The following is a 20,008-nucleotide window of genomic DNA, read 5'->3' as shown; positions in this document are numbered from 1 at the left end:
GGCCCGGCGTTATTCGGTCGTTCCGCCGCTTTCGGCGGGAGTTTCCTCTGACTTGGCCGGAGGCGGGGCGACCTCGGGCTTGCTTTCGCTCCCCGTCCCATCGCCGCCCGGTTCAGTCCCGGTCTGATCCTGCCCGGCGTCCTGCTCCTTCGGAGGCTGCTGGACGTCGGTGCCCTGTTCCTTGCCGGGGACCTGTTCCCCATCGGGGGATTCGGTGCCGGGGGTTTCCGTGTCAGGGGTCTCGCCGTCGGGAGTCTGGCCCTCCGTGGACTGCCCACCGTCCGGCTTCGGCTCCTCCTCCGCGGGCGGGGCCTCTTCAATCGGCTCCTCCTCCAAGCTGGCGGGGGAGGCCAGAAGGTTGTTGGCCGCCGTGCGGACAACCTCAAGCGCGATCTCAAATTCGGTACTGAAGCCGTCCTTCTGTGCGGTCACCATGAAGTAGAAGGTGCCTTCCGGCGCGTCGTCCGTCAGGAAGACCAGCGCCCTGGTGCCGCTCATCCCGAGGAAGATCCTGTCGCCGTAGTTGGTCGGATCCACGAAGAAGGTCATGCCGGCGGTGTCCGCGTCTCCGAAGTCGATCGCCTGCGGGCCGCCGAAGGCCTGGCCCTCGGGAACCGCGACGCTGATCCTCTGGTCCGCGATCTCAAACGCATTGGCCTCCTGCACGCGGACGGTGACCGTGAAGGTGCCGTCGGTGTAGCCGCTGCCGCCGGTGACGTTGAGCGTCAGGGTGTAGGTGCCGGCCGGGGTGTCCGTGCCCACGGTGATGGTCTTATCCGCCCTGTTGAGCTTCGGACGGTTGGGCTCCTGCATGGTCGCCTCGTCCCAGCCGGTGCCGTCCGCTTCGATCGTCGCGCCCGCGTCGTTGAAGCCGAGGGTGAAGGACGCGCCCTCGCCCTGCTTCACGCTGAAGGCGTTCCCGTCGATCGTGAGCGCCTCGTTCGGCTTGGTGGTGACCGTGACCGTCACCTCGAAGGCTGCGGTCCTGTGGCCGTCCTTCGTCGCGGTGGCCTGGTAGGTGTAGGTGCCGTCGGCGCCCAGCCAGGGTTCATCCACGTTGATCTCCGCGCCGTTCACGTTGAGGCCGTTATGGTGCGCGTCGGTGATGGTCACCGTCGCGTCGGCCGGGTCGGTCGTCACGGTGAAGCCGGTCTGTGCCTGGCCGCGCTCGTAGGTGAAGTCCTTTTCGAGCACCGTGATCGTGGGCGTGCTGTCGCTCGCGTGGACGGTGAAGGTGACCGGGGTCTCCTTGTAGCCCGCCGCGCTGGCCGCCGCGGTCACCGTGTAGTCGCCCTCGGCGATGTCCGCGCCGATGCGCAGGCCGCCGTTATCGAGACGGATCTGGTCGGTGACCGGGCTGGCCGTGACGCCGCTGAGGGTCACCGCGATCCCCTCGCCCGTGGTGAAGGATTTCGTCTCACCGAGGAAGCCCTTGAGGTCGACGGTGATGTCGGTGGGCTCGTTAAGGGTGATTCCCGGGCGGGCGGAGGCGTCGTTCACCGTGATGGTCACGGTGAAGGTTGCATCCGCGTAACCGCCGGATTTGCCGACCGTCGCCGTGAAGCCGTAAACCGCGGGCTCCACATCGGACGGGGTGAATTGGATCGTCTTTGCGGACGGGTCAATCACAAAGCCGCCGGACGCGTTGTCGAAGTCTGCCGCCAGAGATTTGAGGGTGAGGTCCGCCGGGATATCCAGCGTCAGGGTCTGCTCGCCCGTCTCGTCGGCATAGTAGGTCTCCGCGACGTCCGCCGGGACCTCCCCGATCTGCTTGGGCGCGCCCACCACGAAGGTGATGTCCGCTTCGGCGGCCTTATAGGCCCTCGCGTCGTCGCCGGTCGGGGTGATCTTCGCATGGACCGTATAGGTCGTGCCCTCGGCGCCGCCCTCGTAGATCATGATGGTTTTTCCATCGCTGCTGAAGTGGACCTTTCCGGCGTCGTCGGTCGCCGTCAGCTCGATCGTCGGACTGGTCAGGCTTTCCGCCGTCGACAGCGCGAAGTCCTTCCGCGCGCCGTAAGGCGTCTCGACCGGGTCCGCGGTGACCGCGCCGCCGTCCAGCAGGATGGTCAGCTCCTGCCGCTCATCCGTGACGGTGACAATGATCCGGAAGGAGGCGTCCTTCACGCCGGGCTTGCTCGCCGTCGCGTCGAGGGTGTACTCCCCGACCTTGGCGTCGCTGTTCACATAGAGGGTGCTGTTATCGGACCTCCAGCTGATGCCCGCCGGGAGCGGGGTGGTCGTGACGGTAACCGCCGCGCCATCGACCGCGACCGGATAAGCGGTGCTGGTCTTCTTGTAGGGGTGGGTGAAGGTGAAGTCATCGACCGAGAGCTCGTCGCGGTCGTCGACCACCGTAATCGTGACCTCGAAGCTGCCTTCCTTGTGGCCCGCCACATTCGAGACGGTGACCGTGTAGGTTTCGTCGCCGACGGGTTTGGCCGGGCCGTAGTTCAGCGCGCTCGGGTCGGCGTTGAAGCCCACGGTCGCGCCCGGATAGGCCACCTGGACCTCATCGGTGATGACCTTCGAGTACTGGATGGACTCCGCACCCTTGAGGCTGTAGGTATACGCCGTCGTCATCCCGGAGAGGTCGAGCGCGGGCTTCTCCGCGATCTCCACGGTGAAGTGCAGCGTGGTCTCGGCAAAGAGATCGTTCTCCGGAACCGTGATCGTGAAGGAGGCGCTGCCGGCCGGGGCGGAGCCGGGGGCGTAGACGCCCGCGGAGGCCGCGTTGATGTCCGCGCTGCCGCCCGCGTCCTTTTTGATCATCGTCTTGGGATTGAAATCGGTGTTGTCCGACTGGAGATAGAGCAGGAGGGCTTCCCCTTCCGTTGCGGTGATCGTCTGCCCGTCCGTGAGGTCCGTCCACTCGCCGCTGTTGCCGCCCAGCTGGTACTGGAAGGTTGCGGAGGCTTTCGGAGGCGCGGGCAGGACGTTGACCGCGATCTGGAAGTTGAGCGTCTGGTAGCCGTCAAGCGCCGCCGTCGCGTCATAGATGAGCGGGACATCGGTCTCCTTGGCGGTGCTGTAGATGGAGACCGTGCCGTCCCGGTTGGGCACGATGCCCGGGACGGACGGGGTCCTGTCGGCGATTGCGATCGCCGCGCCCGCCGGCTCGACCTTGATCGTATAGGTCTTGCCGTCCGGATACTCGCTGGGCAGGTGGTTGATCGTCGTGGTCGCGGTGTCGGCCGTCAGGGTCGGGCGGTCATAGTGGAAGACCGCTTCCGTCCTGTCGGAATCGGCGTATTTCGCCGAACCGCTCCTGGCCATCGCCCGGACCGTGATCGGGTAGTCGACCTCCGTGCCGCTCCGGATGTTCCGGACCGCTGTGAGCGCCTGGTTGTTGGTGGTGTTGTAGCCGCCCCAGTCGGCGCTCGGGTCCACACTGTAGTGAGCGGCGCCTTCGACGGCCTCCCACGAGGCGGTCAGCTCTCCGGTTTCATCGTCGTAGGCGAAGGTAACCACGGGGGCCGCCAGTCTGGCGGGCGCGTATTCGTAGACCGCCGTGACCGGCGTGCCGTCGTTGTAGCCGGGGGCCTTCGCGACGACGGAAACCGTGTCGCCCGCCTTGATCTTGGCGGGGAGGATCGTCGCCGCGGTCTTCGCGGTATGCTCGACCAGCGTGCCGTTCACAAGCAGGTCGTAGCTTTCCGCGTTCGGGACCGCATCCCACGAGGCGCGGACCCACTTGACTTCCTCATCCGCCGTGAACTGCGTCTCGAGGGCGAGGGCGGCGCCGCTCACGTCGAAGGAATCCTTCTCGGTGACAACGATCGTCAGCGCCTTGACCGTCTCCTGATAGACGCCGTCAAAGTTTCCGGACGGGGTTACGGTGATCGTAAAGGCATAGGTTCCGGGCTCCACATCCGCCGGGACTTCGACCGCGACGCCGTCCGTGGAACTGACCATGTCCTTGTAGGACTCGTCGTCCGCGGCGACTGCGATGCTGGCGGTCCCTCCGGTCTCCCCGACCGCGACGGAATACTGCTTCGGAGCAGTCAGGGTGCCCGCCTTGAAGGTATCGGTGACGCCGTCGCCGCCGACCGCTTCGCCGTTGACCAGGACGGTCAGTTCCTTGAGCGCGTCGGCCTGATAGGTCTTGAAGCTCTCTTCGGCCGAATCCGTGTGGAGGAGCGACCCCTCCTTCGCCAGCGCGCGGAGCCCGACCGTGAGCCCGCCGCCGGGCGCAAGCCTGGTCAGATAGTACTTGCCGCCGCTGCTGGAATCCTGGATGAGCGCCTTCTCCACCGGCTCGCCGTCCTCGGTGGCCGCGTAGCCGGCCGCGTCCGCAACGGGCTGGAAGAAGAAGCGCGTCTTCCCGTCCGCGGGGGTGCGGCTGACCGTTCCGGTGAACTGGACGTCGTCCAGCGCCGCCCGGGTAATCGTCAGGGTCTTGGGGTCGGAGACGGGGGATTCCGCGTTTCCGCTGCCCTTGGCCGGGAACGCCTTCACCGTGAGGGAAGCGTTCTCCTCAACCGTCGGGAGACTGCCGGCGTAACCCGCGCCAATGCCCAGCTGGGCGCTGGCCGAATCGGTTTCCACCTTCAGTTCGCCGCCGGCGTAAAGCTGGTAGTAGGCGGCGCCTTCCACCGCGTTCCAGCTGACTGTGACCGTGCCGCTCGTCTCGTCGGACGGATCGACCGCCAGACTGAGGCCGGAGATGACCGGCTGCGCGAGCTGGCTCTTCTCCACGGCGGTCATGTTGACAACCGCCTGGGTCGCGCGGTTGTCCGCGCTGCGCGGGTAGTCCACCTTGACGGTGTAGGTCTCGCCGGTTACGGCCGTCTCGGGGAAGGGGAAGGTGACCGTGGAATCGATCTTGCTGACCGTCCATCCGTCGGGCGCGTCCACCGCCATCCTGTCGGCGGTGATGTTCACGCCGGTGGTGACGGAGACCGTCTGACCGGGTTTCACCTGGATGTCATAGACGCGCCGGTTGTCGACCGCCGCGCCGACGGACGGCTCGGACGACGCCTGCCGCGCGTCGCCGTTGACGGCGACCGCCGTGTCGTAGAAGGAGGTCGTGTCGGTCGCCACCTTCACCTGCAGGGTGATGGAGGTCGGCTCATAGTTTTCCTTCGACGCCTGGAAGGGGAGTGAATACTCCCCGGCCATCGCCTCGGGGGCGATCGTCAGCGTCCTGCCGCTGAGCGCGAAGCCCATCGGCCAGCTCGTTCCGGTGAAGCGGTAGCCCGCGCCGACCTTGTCGGAGAAGGTGATCGTCTGGGTCTCGCCCGCATAGTGGGAGGCCGTGAAGACGACGCCGTCCGGACCGTCCTGCTTCGGGAGGTCGCCCGACAGATCGGAAGCCGCGTCGACCGCGATTCTGCCGCTCAGAACCTTGACCGTCAGGGTCAGGCGCGCGTCAGGGATCGAAACGCCGTCCGCCCTGGGGGTGAGCTTGATCGTATAGCTGCCCGCCGGAGCGTTCGGCAGGATGGTCAGGACCCCGTTGCCCCACGCGGTGTAGAGCGGGGTGGCGCCGGCCGAAAGGGTGACCGCGTTGTCGCCGTTGGCGAGCTTGGCGAGCACCGGGATCTGGGCGCCGTCGCCATAGCCGACCTCGACGGTCCTCTCGGTAACGGCCGCGTAATCCTGGTCGTCGTCCACCTTGTACTCGACGATCGGGGCGATCGTCACGCGCAGGGTGAAGTCGGTGTCCAGATAGTTTTCCGCCGTGGCCCTGAACGGGAAGTCGTAGGTCCCCGCCTTGGCGCCGTTGGCGCGGACGCCGGAATTCACGATGTTGAACCCGGCCTGTTCGGAAATCTGCTTCGTGATGACCGCGTCCGCCGCATTGGTGGACAGGACGGCCTTTTCGAGGTCCTTGAGGGTGACGGAGATGACGCCGTCCGCGTCGGCGTAATAGGTCTTGTCACCGACCGTTGCGACGGGCGTCAGCCGCGCGTCGCTGACCAGGTTGACGCTGATTGTAATTTCGCTCGGGAGGTAGTTCTTATTCGTACCCTTGAGCGTCACCTCCATGCTGTCCCCGGACAGGTTCGCGGGGACGGTGAAGGTCCGGTTGTCGTCGGAGGTGATCTCCGCGTTTTTGTCGGTGCGGGTGACCTTGGCGTTCGCGGGCACGGTCGAGACCGTGAAGCTCCCGCCCTCGCTGCGGTTGACCGGCAGCTGGTAGACGCCGGCCTTGTCGGGGGAAATCGCCTCGCCGTCCGCGCCGGTGACGGTCCACGCCACCTCGGCGGCGGGCACGACCTCCACGACGATGTCAAAGAGGAAGGGGGTATAGTACTGCGCCTCGGCCTTCAGCCGGAGGGTATAGGTGCCGGCCGCCAGATTGGCCTTGGCGGTGACCGTCTTGTTCGCGCTGTTGAAGATGAGGTTGTTGACGCTCTCGCTCACGAGCGACAGGGTCGTCTCGGGCGTGGTGCTGATGGTGAAGACCTCATCCGCGCCGTAGCCGTGGGTGAGCTCGGCCTTGTTTTCCGCCACCACGGCGGGCGCGTCCATCAGCGGGGAGGAGACCGAAGCGGTGATGTCCCCCGCGCCGACCCGCACCCGGACGGTGAAGCCGGAGCCGAGCGTGATGTTGCGGTCGGAAGTGCCGCTCATCCGGAAGGGGATTTCCACCGTACCGGCGGGCGCGTCGTTCGCAACGGTGATCGCGTCGCCGAGGACGGTGATCTTTTTGTTTTGCAGCAGCTGCCGGACCTCCGCGGAGGAAAGGCTCGTCTCGACCGTGCAGCCCGCGGACGGGTTCGCCGCGATCGTGATCTGATTGCCCTCGCCCGCCTTGGATTCGGCGGTGTAGACGCCGTCCGAAAGGGTCAGCTCGCCGGATTTGTCCGTCACGGTGACCGCCGGGATGACGTTGACCGTCAGTCTGGTCGTCGTCTCGGAGGGCCTGCCCTTGTCGACCACGAGGTCGGTGGTGATGCGGCCCGCCTTCGTCACGTCGACGTTCAGCGTGTCGGTGTCAAAGTCCCAGGCGACCGCGCCGGCGGGGACGCAGTTTTCCACGTCGATCGTGTCGTCGATGTGGGTCGTGCCCTCGTTGGTGGCGACCTGGAACGCGCCGTCAAAGTCGTTCAGCTTGGAGAGGTCGATGTCCAGCGTGGCCGCGCCGTCCGCCGGCACGGTCGAGTAGACCTCCCCCTCGTCGTGGATCGAGGTGATTTCATTCTTGCCCACGATCCGCAGGTCGAGCAGATAGGTCCTGGAGGAACGGGACGCGTGGGTGACCTCCATCGTCAGATGGTAGGTGCCCGCCGACTGGCTGGCCGGGACGACGATCTTGTCGCCGGCCGTGTTCAGCTTGATCGTCTTGACCGCTTCGCCCCTGCCGTTCGTGACAGTGAGGGCCACCTTGGCGTTCGCCGGATCCCTGGTGAGGGTCAGGACCGTCTTGACCCCCTCCGGCGCGCGGGTGCGGAAGTCGAAGCCCTTGTCGTCCTCGCCCGGCGCGAACGCCTTGACGGTGCTCGTGTTGGAGGTGATCCTGGTGATCCGCGCGTAGTCGCCGACCGTGACGACCAGCGTGACCTTGCCGGACTGGAAGCTCTTGTCGGTGCCGTTAAAGACATAGGTGTAGACGCCCGGTTCAGTGTCCGCCGGAATGGTCAGAGTCCCGGTAGCCTCGTCGAAATCGCCCGCCTGCGCGGAGGACGGGTCGAGAGCCACCTGCGCGGTGTCGGCCGCGCCCTCGGGCCCGGTGACCTCCACCCGGTAGGTGTAGACGAGGCCGGAATCCGCGACCTTCTGGGTGACGACGAAGTTGTCCGCGCCGGTCCCGGCCTTCACGCCGTCCCCGGTCACCCGCATCTCCACCGAAAGCGGAGACTGCGCCACCGTGAATTTGATGACAATCGTCTTGGTCTGGTAGTTGCCGCCCTTGTCGGACGAGGAGCTCTCGCCCGTCAGCGTCAGCTCATAGTCCCCCGTGGGAAGCCCGGGCGCCAGCTGGATGAGGCTCTTGCCCTTGGCAAAGCTCTCCTTCACGAGGTAGGCATCCCGCAGGTCGGTTTCCGGCTCGTCGGCGGAGACGAGCGAGGCCGCCGTAAACTGCGCGCTGCTCTTGGAGTCGGAGGTGATCCGGAAGTATTTGTTCTCCCCATAGGCAAACCGGTCGGCCTCGTAGGTCTCGCCGTCCGCCGCGGGAGCGATGGTCTGGTAGCTGCTGTTGGTGGTCGAACTCGCCACGTCGGTCACGGTGATCGCCGCCTTGTCGACGATGATCTTGACCGTCAGCCGCGCGTCGTTGTAGTTGTCGGCGCTGACCGTCGTGACAAGGTCGTAGGTCTCCCCCTCCGCGAGCACCGGCAGGCGCTTGGGAACGGTGACGACGTTGTTCTTGACGGTGACGGCGCCCTCGCCGGTGGCCAGCTTGGCAACGGCCGTCGCGGCCTTCATGCGTCCATCCTCGCCGTCCTGGTAGAAGAGGAGGTTCAGCTTGTTGCTGCCCGTCGTATCCTCATAGGGCAGATGGACCGTCGCGACGATGTCCGAGCCGTTGACGATCTCGGCGTTTCCGACGAGATTGCCGGTGACGTCCTTCAGCGCGATCGTATAGGTGTTGTCCACCTGGTAGGTAAGCGCCAGCTCGGCGTCGGCATAGTTGCCCGCCGGGTCATAGAGGGTGACCGGGATGAGATAGCTGCCCACCGGATTTTTGCCCGACAGGGAGAGGACGTTCCCCTCGAAGGAGGCGCCCTCCGGCAGCCCGGACGCGCGGTAAGAGGCGAAGGTGGTGACGCCGTTCGGGCGTTCGTCGCCGCTGGTGAGCGAAACGTCAAACGCCTTTTCATACCGTGCGTTGAACTTGGCGGAAATTTTGCCGTCCACGGCATCCGCCCAGGCGGGGCCTTCCGGATCGCCCGTGCTGTAGGCAAGTCCCACGCCGGTGAATTGCGCCTGCGCGACCGTGAGGTTGACGGTCAGCGGCGTCTCCAGATAGGCGTTGGGGCGGGAGGCAAGCAGACGGATGGCATAGTCGCCCGCGCCGGCCGTCTTGGGGACGGTCAGCCTGGCGATCCCGGTGTCGCCCGTGATCGAAACGGCAAAGCCGCTCTCCGAGATGCCGATCTCCTCCCCGCGGAAGGTGACCGAATCGATCGAGAGCGCCACGTTCTGTTTCGGCGTGGTCGCAAACTCGAGGTACTGGTCGTCGGCGAACTGCCCGTAGGTGAAGCCCGCCGTGATCGTCTGGCCGCCCTTATCGCCCGAAAGCGCCGCCGCCAGGTCGGGGTGGGAGGACTTCAGATCCTTGAACAGGACCGAATCCGAGACGGAGATCGTCCGGCCCAGCGCCTCCGAATCGTCATAGAAATACATCGGATAGGGCTCGTCCGCGATCCTTCCGGCGGTCAGGGACACGTCCGCGCCGTAGACCGCCGAGACCGCGTTAAGCGTTCCGCGCCCGGTGCCGGGCGCGGCGTCCAGCGTGGCCGCGCTGTTCGGAGACATCTCCAGTTTGGCGTTTTCCGTGAGGATATCGCCATTGGTTCCGGAAACGCTATAGGTAAAGTCGCGCGCGGTGCCCGCGTAAATCAGCTCGTCCTTTTCCGGAAAATCCTCGCTGGCAAGGCGCATCCGGTCAAAGACCTGCACCTTCTGCTCCACGGTCGCCGGGCTGTATCCGCTCTTGCGGATGGTGTAGACGACGGTCGCTTCGCCGGGATTCACGGCGGCGGCCCTCACCGGGATGTTCCCGTCGGCGTCCGCCGCCCCGAGCACCTCCACCGAGACGATCTGGCGGCCCTGGTCGTCATAGCCGCCGCTCGCCGTGGCGGTCGCGCCCGCCGGCGTCTTGACAATGTTGAACTCCTTGCTGACCGGGCCGTTTTGATATTCGGTCATGGCGAGCGCATCGCCATGAGGCCAGGTCTCGCCGTTCGTTCCGGCGCTGAAGAAGCTCCTCATGCGAAGAACCATCCCGCCCACAAAGGACGGTTCCGTCAGGTCTCCGCCCTCGATGGACGCCCGGATTTCCGCGCTTCCCGTGTCCGCAGCCGATACCGTGCCGCCCATCGACATGGTCAGCGTCAGGATCAGGGCCAGCATGGCCGACAGAATCCGCTTGGTCTTTCTCATCTGTCTCTAACCTCCTTAAAATGTCCCCTCCTGGTCAGGACCGTCCGCCACGGGGGGACCCATCCTGATGAAAAAGGAAATGCTTCGTCTGTGCAGGGTCTTCAGATGCGTTCCGGAAGGACCGGCATGCCGTTTTCCCCCGGAAGGAATGGACCGCGCCGTAAAGGGCGCGGCCGCTCATGCGCTCTTTCCGGACGGGGTGGGACCGTCCGAGGTGGTGTGCATCAGGTTTCTGGTGAACGCCATACCGCGCGCAATGAGCAGCAGCCGTTCCTGATCCTCCAGCGGCAATTCAGCCGCTTGTTCGATGATTTCCCCGGCGTATCCGGACAAACGGCTTTGAATTTCCCGCTCCGTCATCCTTTTCCCTCCTTAATGCTTTATAGATGAATTATAACATGCCTATTTTTCAGTGTCAATGAATACTTTTGTAAAACAATTTCACTGTCAATGAAAATAATCATTGAAAAAGCATTGCAAATAGGTTATAATTTCCATGAGGTGATGCTATGGATACGCTGGGTGCGCGCTTAAACTATGCCCGCAGAAAAAGAGGGTACACGCAGAACTCCCTTGCGGAGGAGATCGGCGTCTCGCGCGGGGTAATCTACAATCTGGAAAAAGACAAGACTTCGCCGCAGCCGATCGTCATCAACGCCATCTGCCAAACGCTCAAAATCAGCCAAAACTGGCTCATGACCGGCGACGGCGAGATGGAGGACAAACGTGCGGCGTCCCGGAGCGCGCGCGTTCTGGCGGAGCTTTACGAGCTCGCCAAGGAACTTTCCGAAGAGGAACAGCTCTATATCCTGGATGTGATCAAGGCATTTCGCCAGCGCCTCGGGGGCCACCCCGGGACACCCGAAGAGTAAAAGGAGGCGGACAAGCATGCTTGTCCGCCTCCTTTTTGCTCCCCCGCGCGGCGGCTGCCGCGCTACGAAGGACGCGTATTCGGGTTGTTGAAGCTGGGCGGCGCGGCCTTTGTGTCACCGAAGCCGTTGGCCGGGGAAGGCGTCGAGAGATTGAAATAGAGGCGGGAGTCCTCCGTGACGCCGAAATCCCGATTCGAGCCGGAATCCTGCACGCGGTTGAACGCCTCGCGGAAGAGGGCGTTATGCGCCTCCTCGCGGTTGAGGAGGAAGTCGATGGTTTCGCGGACGTGCTTATCCTCGATCTGCCGGTGGAGATATTCGTAGACCACCTTGGCGCGCTGCTCCGACGCGATGTTGGAAAGCAGGTCGGCGCACAGGTCCCCCGTGACCGTGACATAGTCGGCCACCCAGGAATAGCCCGACGCGTTGATGAGCCCCGGGTTGAGTCCGAGCAGGACATGGCTCTGGATCTCGCCCGCCGCGACCTGCTGGCTGTCGACGTCGTGGCCGTTGAGCATGTTGATCGTCGTCGCCACCATCTCCATGTGGCTGAGCTCCTCCGCCGCGATATCCATAAAGAGGTCCTTGATCGCCGCGTCCTTGATGCGGAAGCTCTGCGACATATACTGCATGGCCGATTTCAGCTCGCCGTTGGCCCCGCCCAGCTGCTCCTGCAGCAGGACGGCATATTGCGGGTTGGGTTTTTCGACCCGTACTGGATGGAACAACATTTTTTCATGTTTGAACATTGGGATGCCTCCTCCAAACTTTTTGGAATATTATTTCCCGGATTGTCCGAATCATCCTTCAAAATGCAAAAGAGGGAGACGAAAATCGTCTCCCTTTTTTACGCCGTGATTCCGCCGACGGCATCCAACAGCACCCGCAGGCCGCGCGAAGGGCGCTGGTTCCTGTTGCGCACCGCCAGCATCTCGTTGCGCATGTCGACGCCGTCCAGCGCAACCACCCGCAGCCGTTTTCGCGCGACCGGCTCCGCCAGCAGCAGGTCCGGCAGGACGGTGATCCCCAGGCCCGCCTGGGCGGCCTGGATCAGCGCGGTGGAGTTCACGCTCTCCCACAGGGGGCGCGCCGTCTGGTTGGCGAGAAAGAGCGTGCTGTCCAGCGTGTCGCGGATCGCGCTTCCCCGCTCCCGCAGCAGCAGCGGCGCGGCGCACAGCTCCCGCGGCGTCAGCGGCTCCGCGGGCAGCGGGAAGCCGGGGGCGCAGGCCGCCCACAGCCGGTAGGATCCGAAGGGCTCGCTGCGAAAGATCCCCTTTGGCTCGGCGCCCTCGATCAGCGCCAGGTCCGCTTCCCCGCTCTGCAGGATTTCAACGGCGCTGGCCGCGCTCACCACCCGCACCTGCACCTGCAGTCTGGGCAGTATTTCCCGCACCCGCAGCAGGATCTCCGGCAGCGGGAAGGAGGCGATCGTAATGCTGGACACCAGCTTTACGGGCGCTTCCTCCTCCAGGCCGGCAAGCCGCCCCTCCAGCTCGCGGCAGGCGGCCAGAATCCCCCGTGCCTCCTCCAAAAGCAGCGTCCCGCAGGGCGTCAGGCGCACGCCGCGCGGCATCCGGTCGAAGAGCGGCGCGCCCGCCTGCCGCTCCAGCTCCGCCACGGCGTGGGAAACCGCCGACTGGGTGAGGAACAGCTTTTGCGCCGCCCCGGTAAAGGTGCCCGCCCGCGCGACCGCCTCCAGAATTTCCAAATGCCGCAGGTTCATCACGTTCCCCCTGACATGAATTGAATTAATGTGATCCATACAATTATATCATTTTACAGATCGGTTTTCCAGTCCTATAATCATAGGGTATGGAAAGGGAGTGCAAACTTGGAAAAAACAAAAAAGCCCTACCTCTGGCTGTTGGGCGTCAACCTGTTCATCAGCACGTTCACCTTTGGCGGCGGCTATGTGGTGGTCCCCATGATCCGCCGCTATTTCGTGGAGCGCAGGCGGTGTTTCACCGAGGAGGAGCTCGTGAGCATGGCGGCCGTGGCGCAGTCCTCGCCGGGCGCGATCGCCATCAACCTCTCCGCGCTGGCGGGCTTCCGCACGGCGGGCCTGGGCGGGGCCGTCCTCAGCTGTATCGCCGCCATCCTGCCCCCGCTCGCCATTTTGGGGCTGGTCTCCGCCTTTTACGCGGCCTTCGCGGCCAACGCGGTGATCGCCGCGGTCCTCAAGGGCATGCAGGCGGGCGTGGCCGCGCTGATCGTGGATTTGATCATCGACATGTGCCGCATGCTGCTCAAGGAACGCTCGCCGCTGTTGACCGCCATGATCCCGTGCGCCTTTCTGGCCAGCTTCGTACTGAATGTCAACGTGGCCCTAATCCTTGCCGCGAGCTGCCTGCTCTGCGTGGGACGGGTGCTGCTGAAAAGGAGGGCGCGCCGGTGAACCGGATCTGGACGCTGTTCTATACCTTTTTCAAGATCGGCGCGCTCAGCATCGGCGGCGGCTACGCGATCATCCCCCTGATCCAGGAGCAGGTGGTGGAGCGGGCGGGGTGGGTGAGCGAAAAGGTCTTTACCGACATCATCACCATTTCGCAGATGACGCCGGGGCCGCTGGCCGTCAATACCTCCACCTTTGTGGGCCTGCAGATCGCGGGCGTCCCCGGGGCCGTCGCCGCCACCGTGGGCTGCGTGCTGTGCGGCGTGGCGCTCTCCCTGGTCCTGTATGCGTTCTTCCGCCGCTACCGGAGGTCCGTATATGTATTCGAGGTGCTCGGCGGGCTCAAGGCGGCCTCGCTGGGGCTGATCATGTCGGCGGCGGGCACCATCCTGCTGCTCGCCTTTTTCGGGACCGGCGCCCCCGCGCCCGGCGCGATGCCCGACTGGGCCGCGCTGGCGGTGTTCGCCGCCTCCCTTTTCGCCCTGCGCAGGTGGAAGCTGAACCCTGTCCTGCTGATGGCGGTCACCGGCGCGCTGGGCTTGTTCCTCTATTGACGGAAATTTCTGGTCCGTCCGCATTTGCCCATTGACTTTTTCGCGTTTTTGACGTATACTAAGTTAATGCTTGTCAACTAGCATAATATTTTTAAAGAGGTATCTCATGTACAACGACAAAACACTCATTTGCAAAGACTGCGGAAACGAATTTCAGTTCACTGCGAGCGAGCAGGAATTCTACGCCGAAAAAGGATTCACCAACGAGCCGCAGCGCTGCAAGCCCTGCCGCGATGCCAGAAAAGGAAATGCGCGCGGCGGCAATTCCGAGCGCCAGATGTTTGAGACGGTCTGCTCCGAGTGCGGAAAAACCTGCCGGGTCCCCTTCGAGCCGCGCGGCGACCGCCCTGTTTATTGCAGTGAGTGCTTCTCGAATAGAAGGTAACCAGTCGCTCTTAAGTGTGTCCCTTCGGGGGCACACTTTTTTTCTGTCCCGGCGCTTTTCCCCGCGCGGGTTCATCGTCCGTTCACCGTTTTTTCTCGAATTGTTGCCGGTTTTTCCATACCAGCGCCACAAACCGCCCGTATACTGAAAGCAATTCGATGGAACCCGTTTTCAGAAAGGAGCCGCTATGAGAGCTTTTTTGATACAGATATTCCCCACGCTGGCCTCCCTGTTCGGCGATGAAATCGTCTTTGCGCTCGCGGAGAAGCTGGGGCTGCGCCTCGCCCATGTCAAAGGATAGGCGTCCGCGCGCCGTTTTTTCGGCAGCGCCCCGCCCGATCACACGCACAAGAGCCGTATGGGCAAACGCCCATACGGCTCTTTTTTGGTCCTGCGCGGCTTCCCGCTACGGCCTTCTGCGCCGGGAAAGGAGGATTCCGCATCCGGAGACGGCCAGCGCCAGCAGCGCGAGCCCGGGCAGGGAACCGTCCCCCGTCAGCGGGATCGGGTTTTCCTCGATGACGATCGTCTTCAGCGGCTCCGGATCTTCCAACGGCTTCGGATCGAGCGGCTTGAGGAGACGCTCGGGCGGCTCTGCCCCCGCCGCCCGGATTCGGGGCGGGACTGTCCCCGCCGGAGTCGGACGCCGGGTCGTGGGCAAACATGGCGGTGAAGGTGAGCTTAGAGATATAATAGTTGTCCAACGGCCATACGGGAACATAGGCCGCCGGATCCACCTGCGACAGGAAAAAAAGCCGCTCTTCGGCGTGGCTCGTCTCGACCGGCGCCGACATTCTGGAGGGCCCCTGCATGTATTCAATTTCCAAGTTCCAGCCGACGAAATGATAGCCTGCGTCCGCCACCGGCTCGGGAACCCCGATATCCAGGGTCTGCGCGAGAGGCTGGCTCATCATGGCCCCTCCGGAAACGATCCGGACGAGCGGTCCGCCGTCGGCGGGCCGCAGGCTTCCATACGCGCCCGCCTGGAAGTCTACGGAGCAGTCCGGGCCCCGGGTACGAGCGAATGCCCGCATGATGATTGTCATGTCCTCGTCTACTGTAAAAGACCAGTCCACAAATTCTTCATTGGGCCAGTAGTAATTAATATACCAATCCGGATTTTGTTCTCCGAATGAGAAGTCGGGGAGATTTCCGGCATAAATACGGACACCCTCAGGGACTGAATAGTCGACTGTGCACGCCTTCCCATCGGTCCCCACATGCACGCTGCCGTCCTCGTCGAGAAACCGGACGGTCATGGTGCGCATCTCCTTCGGCTTAACCCACCGGGCACGGATGACATAGTCGGTGTTCCAGTTCAGATATGCGGAAGAGACCGATGCAAAACCGAGTCCGTCGACCCAGGGCATGGTGTACCGGGTGATCCCGTTCTTCTTTTCAACGACGTCCCAACCGGCAAAGAGATATCCCTCGCAGCCGGGGATCGGTTCGTCGGGCGCATAATAATTAAAGCTTCTGTTTTTTGGTGCTCTGAAGTCCGGCGGCAGCTCCCCGATCAGTGTTTTTCCCTCCGGGAGATTCGCGTCATAGGGGATCAGGCGGATGTCGGCTTCCGCCCGCCATACCGCGCGCAGGACAAGGGTCAGCTCATCCGGATCGTCATTCCGCATGTCAATGGTTTCGCCGGGCAGGACCTCGACGTCATATGGATCGCCCCAGTAATATTTCCGCTCATATTTCCAGCCGTCGAAATAATATTCGTCCCGTGTAAACGGCTCCCCGGGGGCCTTGACCTCGATTGCGGAGGGATAGGCCGGGTCCGTGGAACCCGCGTAACGGTAGCCCCTCTCGTCCGTCGGAAGCAGCTTTTCAAGCCTTGCCCGGTCCGGGTCGTCCGCGGGAAGCCCGGTTTCGTACCGGACGCGCAGAGGGCTGACCCACACCGCATAAAGGGTCGTGTCTTCCGTCACTGGGATCATATCATCGCCGTACCGGGAACCGTATATGATCCCTCCGTCCGGTTCGGTGGACCAGCCCAGATGGAGCCAGCCGTCCCGGTGGAGGGCGTAGCCCGCCACCGGGGCAGTGATCCCCTGAAGATATTTTTTCGGCGCGGGCAGCTCCCCGGTGTATTCCGCCGCGTTCGCATCATAGGTTAGCGTATACGTCCTGCCCCAGATCGCGTAAAGCGTAACGTCGCCGGCGACCCGCAGCGTCCCGCCCGGCAGGTAATCCAGCCCCTGCCCATCCGGCTGCGTGTTCCAGAGCAGGAACTCGCGGCCGGGGCCCTGCACGAGCCCGTCTGGCGAAAGCACCACCGCGCCCTCGCCGTACCGGTAGACGGTGGGATCGGCGGGCGCCGTCCCGCCGAGGCCGTTGGCGTCATAGGTCACACGGCAGGAATCGGGCTCGACAAACGCGGCGTACTGGGCGTAGAGTCTCAAATCCTCGGACAGCCAGGGGCCTCTCCCGCCCGGGAAGTAGCCGGTTCCGCTCCCATCCGCCGCCGTGTTCCAGGAGGTCAGGACGCCGTCGTCTTTTTTGAGGTCCGCGGGGAAGGATAACGTTACATCTTCATCGATGGAATGGAAGGCGGGATCCACCGGAACGCTTCCCTCGGTGTTGCCGTTTCCATCGTAAAGGATATGACCGCCGGTTGCCCAGCGGGCGGTGAGTTCAATCCCCAGCACGCTCGGATCTTTTCTGTATTGGTCGAGGTCCCTCTGCGTAAACCGGTCAGGAAAACCATCGTCCGGATCCGCGTCCGGGTCGAACCGGACCCGCGCGTACCAGCCCAGGAATCCCTCCCGGCCAAAGCCAAGCTCTTCCGGGGAGCGCAGGGCCGTTTCCGACGAGAGGTCAAAGACCTGGTAAGCTGCGTTGGGGTTCCTGTAAAGCTCATCGGAATAATACGTCACGGCCCGGCCGTCCGCTGCCTCGACCCATTGCGCGTACAGGTCGGCCGGGATGCTTCCCCATCGTTTCACGATTTGCCCGCCGTCGGGTTCCGTTGTCCAGAAGAGGAAACGGGCGGCCCGTTCCTCGGATATATTGATATCGAGATTCGCTCCTGGCCACGGCATTTCTTCTTTTTCCCAGGCGACCGTGTAATGATCCTCCTTCGAGAGGTTCCGATGGAGGGTAACCGATTCCGGCGAAACAATGGGCGTCCACTGCGCATAGAGGGTGGTCGTCTCCTCCCAGAGGACGATGTCCTCATCCAGATAGATTTTCCCGTTCCCCTCTTTGTCGCGGCACCAGCCTTTGAACTCGTGGCCGTCGTACGAAACGTCATCCGGGGTGGGAGCCCATCCGAAGATTGCGTCAAAAAGCATTATTTCAAGAGGTTCTCCGACATATTTTTCCTGCTTGTCATCCCAAATTCCCCCACCGTTTGGATCCAGAGTGACACGATAATCCATCGGGCCTGAGTTTGTATCCCACTGCGCATAAAAATGATATTCTATCGGCAGGCCATCCCCATAAATTTTGATATACGCCTTGTCATGGGAAGCATAGCTTCTTCCGCTTCCGTCCCTCTGGGTATTCCAGCCGGCAAATCCCCATGTATTCAAATCCAGCGAGGAACCGAACACATCCCAGGAGTCGGACAGCCAAACATACAAACTATCCGATTGGACCAGCTCTCTGACGACCGTCTCATCTTCCGCGTCGGGCCAGTTGCTGTGGAAATACACAACGATTTCGGGTTCCTCCGGCGCGTCCGCTCCTTCGGCCGCCGGGAGCCCGTTTGCCGACCCGGCGTCCGGCAGGACTACCGGCGCGCGGCCGCAGTCCGCCGGGTTCTCCCGGCAGACGGGGCAGTCTCCGTTCGGCGCGTCCTCCGAGCAGGCGGCCGCGCAGATACAGACGGGTTTATCCGCGCCATCGCTGTCCCCCTCCAAGGGGGTGCCCATACAGTCCGCCGGATCCTCCCGGCAAACGGGGCAATCCCCGTTCGGCGCGTCCTCCGAACAGGCGGCCGCGCAGGTGCAGACGGGTTTATCCGCGTCATCGCCGTCCTCATCCGAGGGGGTGCCCATGCAATCCGCCGGATCCTCCCGGCAGACGGGGCAGTCTCCGTTCGGCGCGTCCTCCGAGCAGGCGGCCGCGCAGGTGCAGACGGGTTTATCCGCGTCATCGCCGTCCTCATCCGAGGGGGTGCCCATGCAATCCGCCGGGTCCTCCCGGCAGACGGGGCAGTCCTCATCCGGCGCGTCCGCATTGCAGCGCGCGGAACAGGTGCAAACCGGCTTGCTCTCCGCCTCAGGGAGTTCTTCCGCCAACACCGGAAGTCCGACGGATAAGAGCATCAGCGCGGCCAGAAATCCTGAGAAAAACCGCTTTTTGTTACGCATCACAACATCTCCTCTCCATACAGAAGCGGGGAAGCCCCTTTCTATTGGAAGCTCGCCCATTTTCAAGCAACACCTCTATATATGATAGGTCTATACCCGAGTGGTCACATTGCGGTCTCAAATCAAAGAAAATTCTGGAAAAAACAAAAATTTAGTGATTGTGTAATGAATGTGTTCGGAAAAATCCACGAATTAAACTTGCGCGCCATAGAAATTCTGAAAAACAGGCTGAGTTCGGGGGTCTGCAAAGATGGCGGATATGAGGGACGGAAGAGCTTTTGTTATTGCCGGCGAAAAGGCCGGAAACGAACCGGCAAAAGAGCCGTGTCGGGAGCTTTGATCATGTCAGAGGAAGGACTCATAAAAAATATCGATTTATTAAGAAAGCGGTAGGGGCCCGACAGGCCCCTACCGCTTTCTTATTTTTCAGATTGTTCTGAGCTGGGTTTAATTTTCCGAAAGCTCATTTATACGATTCAGATATTGGCGTTATGTCCTTTGGGCCAGAAAGATCCTCCAAGCGATAGGGTACACCGTTCGCTTCACATCAAAGAATAACAATTGTTATGGGGGCCATATCATCATAGTACTCGGTATACAATTCGTCTGACACCTCCTATTTTATCGGGTTCCCAAACCAAATTTGCATGCCGTGAGCTTTGCCCGTGAACGGAGCATGATAATGACCCTAGTAGCTTCCGGTCGAGTTTATCCCTTTGTGATGTTCAGGCAGTTCTTTGGCGGATAATCCCAGAGGGATGGCAAGGGCTTTGGCATCTCCCTGGTTTTTCGTATAGACACCGCATCTGCTTCCATATAGCGCAGCCCGTCCGGACGGTAGGTATAGGCCGTCCGCGTAGAGGGATACCATCTGATTAAATCCATTATACCTTTTCATCCTTAGTGTGGCAATCAAATTAACAGGGCCGGACAGTTATGCCCGACCCTGTTTCCAGATATTGTAAATGTTTTCATTGAATCTTTAGTTTTTTATATATAATCTGTATTTCACCGCCATCTGTAAGGATTCTATGTTCCCAGAGTCCACCTTTGACCTTTTCAAATTCATCGTATCCCCAGCGCATTTCTCCACCGAGCCAGTGCTTATCTTGTGGGATGTCCACTAGGAATTTTTCCACATCGAGATATGTAATTACATAATGATTTTCTACAGTAGAAATCCCAATGTCAACTTTGCCTTTATCATCACCGATTGTCATATAATTAATTTGTGTGACGATAGCATCGTGAAAATTTTGGGAGTTAAGATAGTGCTTCAAAAAGGCTTCCGGGAGATCTGCACTGGCTTTTTCAAATTCGGCACTGTACTTTCGGACGGAATTATTCCATTTTTCAAATGCCTCATTCCGTTCATTTTTATCGATTGAGTTCATCATTTCCCAATATTCTTTTTTGAAGTATTTCATAAG

Annotated in this window: 10 protein-coding genes; 4 read left to right on the top strand and 6 right to left on the bottom strand. The window is 62.2% G+C overall.

Features of this window, described 5'->3' with window-relative positions; all coding sequences use genetic code 11:
• Positions 1-9 precede the first annotated feature (9 nt).
• Together C1A13_RS04565 and C1A13_RS04560 are read right to left on the bottom strand one after the other, a co-directional pair.
• Complete coding sequence (locus C1A13_RS04565; RefSeq protein ID WP_101549531.1) at positions 10-10,056, bottom strand: proline-rich domain-containing protein; 10,047 nt, start codon at positions 10,054-10,056, stop codon at positions 10-12.
• Positions 10,057-10,233: 177 nt separating this feature from the next.
• On the bottom strand, positions 10,234-10,416 hold the full coding sequence (locus C1A13_RS04560; protein ID WP_101549529.1) for a hypothetical protein: 183 nt from the start codon (positions 10,414-10,416) through the stop codon (positions 10,234-10,236).
• 149 nt (positions 10,417-10,565) lie between these two features.
• Between C1A13_RS04560 and C1A13_RS04555 the strand changes: the two genes are divergently transcribed.
• On the top strand, positions 10,566-10,928 hold the full coding sequence (locus tag C1A13_RS04555) for a helix-turn-helix domain-containing protein (RefSeq protein ID WP_101549527.1): 363 nt from the start codon (positions 10,566-10,568) through the stop codon (positions 10,926-10,928).
• 62 nt (positions 10,929-10,990) lie between these two features.
• Here the strand turns inward: C1A13_RS04555 and C1A13_RS04550 are convergent, their stop codons facing one another.
• Both C1A13_RS04550 and C1A13_RS04545 read right to left on the bottom strand, forming a co-directional pair.
• Entirely contained in the window at positions 10,991-11,677 is a 687-nt protein-coding gene (locus C1A13_RS04550; RefSeq protein ID WP_101549525.1) for a manganese catalase family protein, read from the bottom strand.
• A gap of 98 nt (positions 11,678-11,775) precedes the next feature.
• Complete coding sequence (locus C1A13_RS04545; protein ID WP_101549523.1) at positions 11,776-12,651, bottom strand: LysR family transcriptional regulator; 876 nt, start codon at positions 12,649-12,651, stop codon at positions 11,776-11,778.
• Positions 12,652-12,759: 108 nt separating this feature from the next.
• On the opposite strand from C1A13_RS04545, the gene C1A13_RS15090 reads away from it, so the two are divergent.
• From C1A13_RS15090 to C1A13_RS04530, 3 genes are all read left to right on the top strand, one after another.
• Positions 12,760-13,323 (top strand): chromate transporter, encoded by a 564-nt coding sequence (locus C1A13_RS15090; protein ID WP_101549521.1) that lies wholly within the window; start codon positions 12,760-12,762, stop codon positions 13,321-13,323.
• Positions 13,320-13,874 carry a chromate transporter gene (locus C1A13_RS15085; protein WP_101549519.1) on the top strand — a complete coding sequence of 185 codons (555 nt, stop codon included), beginning with the start codon at positions 13,320-13,322 and terminating at the stop codon, positions 13,872-13,874. The genes C1A13_RS15090 and C1A13_RS15085 overlap by 4 nt, the downstream gene beginning before the upstream one ends.
• Before the next feature lie 106 nt (positions 13,875-13,980).
• Positions 13,981-14,259 (top strand): zinc-ribbon domain containing protein, encoded by a 279-nt coding sequence (locus tag C1A13_RS04530; RefSeq protein WP_101549517.1) that lies wholly within the window; start codon positions 13,981-13,983, stop codon positions 14,257-14,259.
• Positions 14,260-14,549: 290 nt separating this feature from the next.
• Here the strand turns inward: C1A13_RS04530 and C1A13_RS04525 are convergent, their stop codons facing one another.
• Together C1A13_RS04525 and C1A13_RS04520 are read right to left on the bottom strand one after the other, a co-directional pair.
• A complete protein-coding gene (locus tag C1A13_RS04525; protein ID WP_172439166.1) occupies positions 14,550-18,389 on the bottom strand; it encodes an InlB B-repeat-containing protein in 3,840 nt (1,279 codons plus the stop codon).
• A gap of 1,160 nt (positions 18,390-19,549) precedes the next feature.
• A complete protein-coding gene (locus tag C1A13_RS04520; protein WP_101549513.1) occupies positions 19,550-20,005 on the bottom strand; it encodes a DUF4085 family protein in 456 nt (151 codons plus the stop codon).
• Positions 20,006-20,008 lie beyond the last annotated feature (3 nt).

It is taken from the genome of Anaerotruncus massiliensis (ex Togo et al. 2026) (assembly GCF_900199635.1).
Lineage (GTDB): Bacteria > Bacillota > Clostridia > Oscillospirales > Ruminococcaceae > Anaerotruncus > Anaerotruncus massiliensis.
The sequence above is the reverse complement of the archived record's forward strand: the minus strand, read 5'-3'. Positions and strand labels throughout refer to the sequence as shown.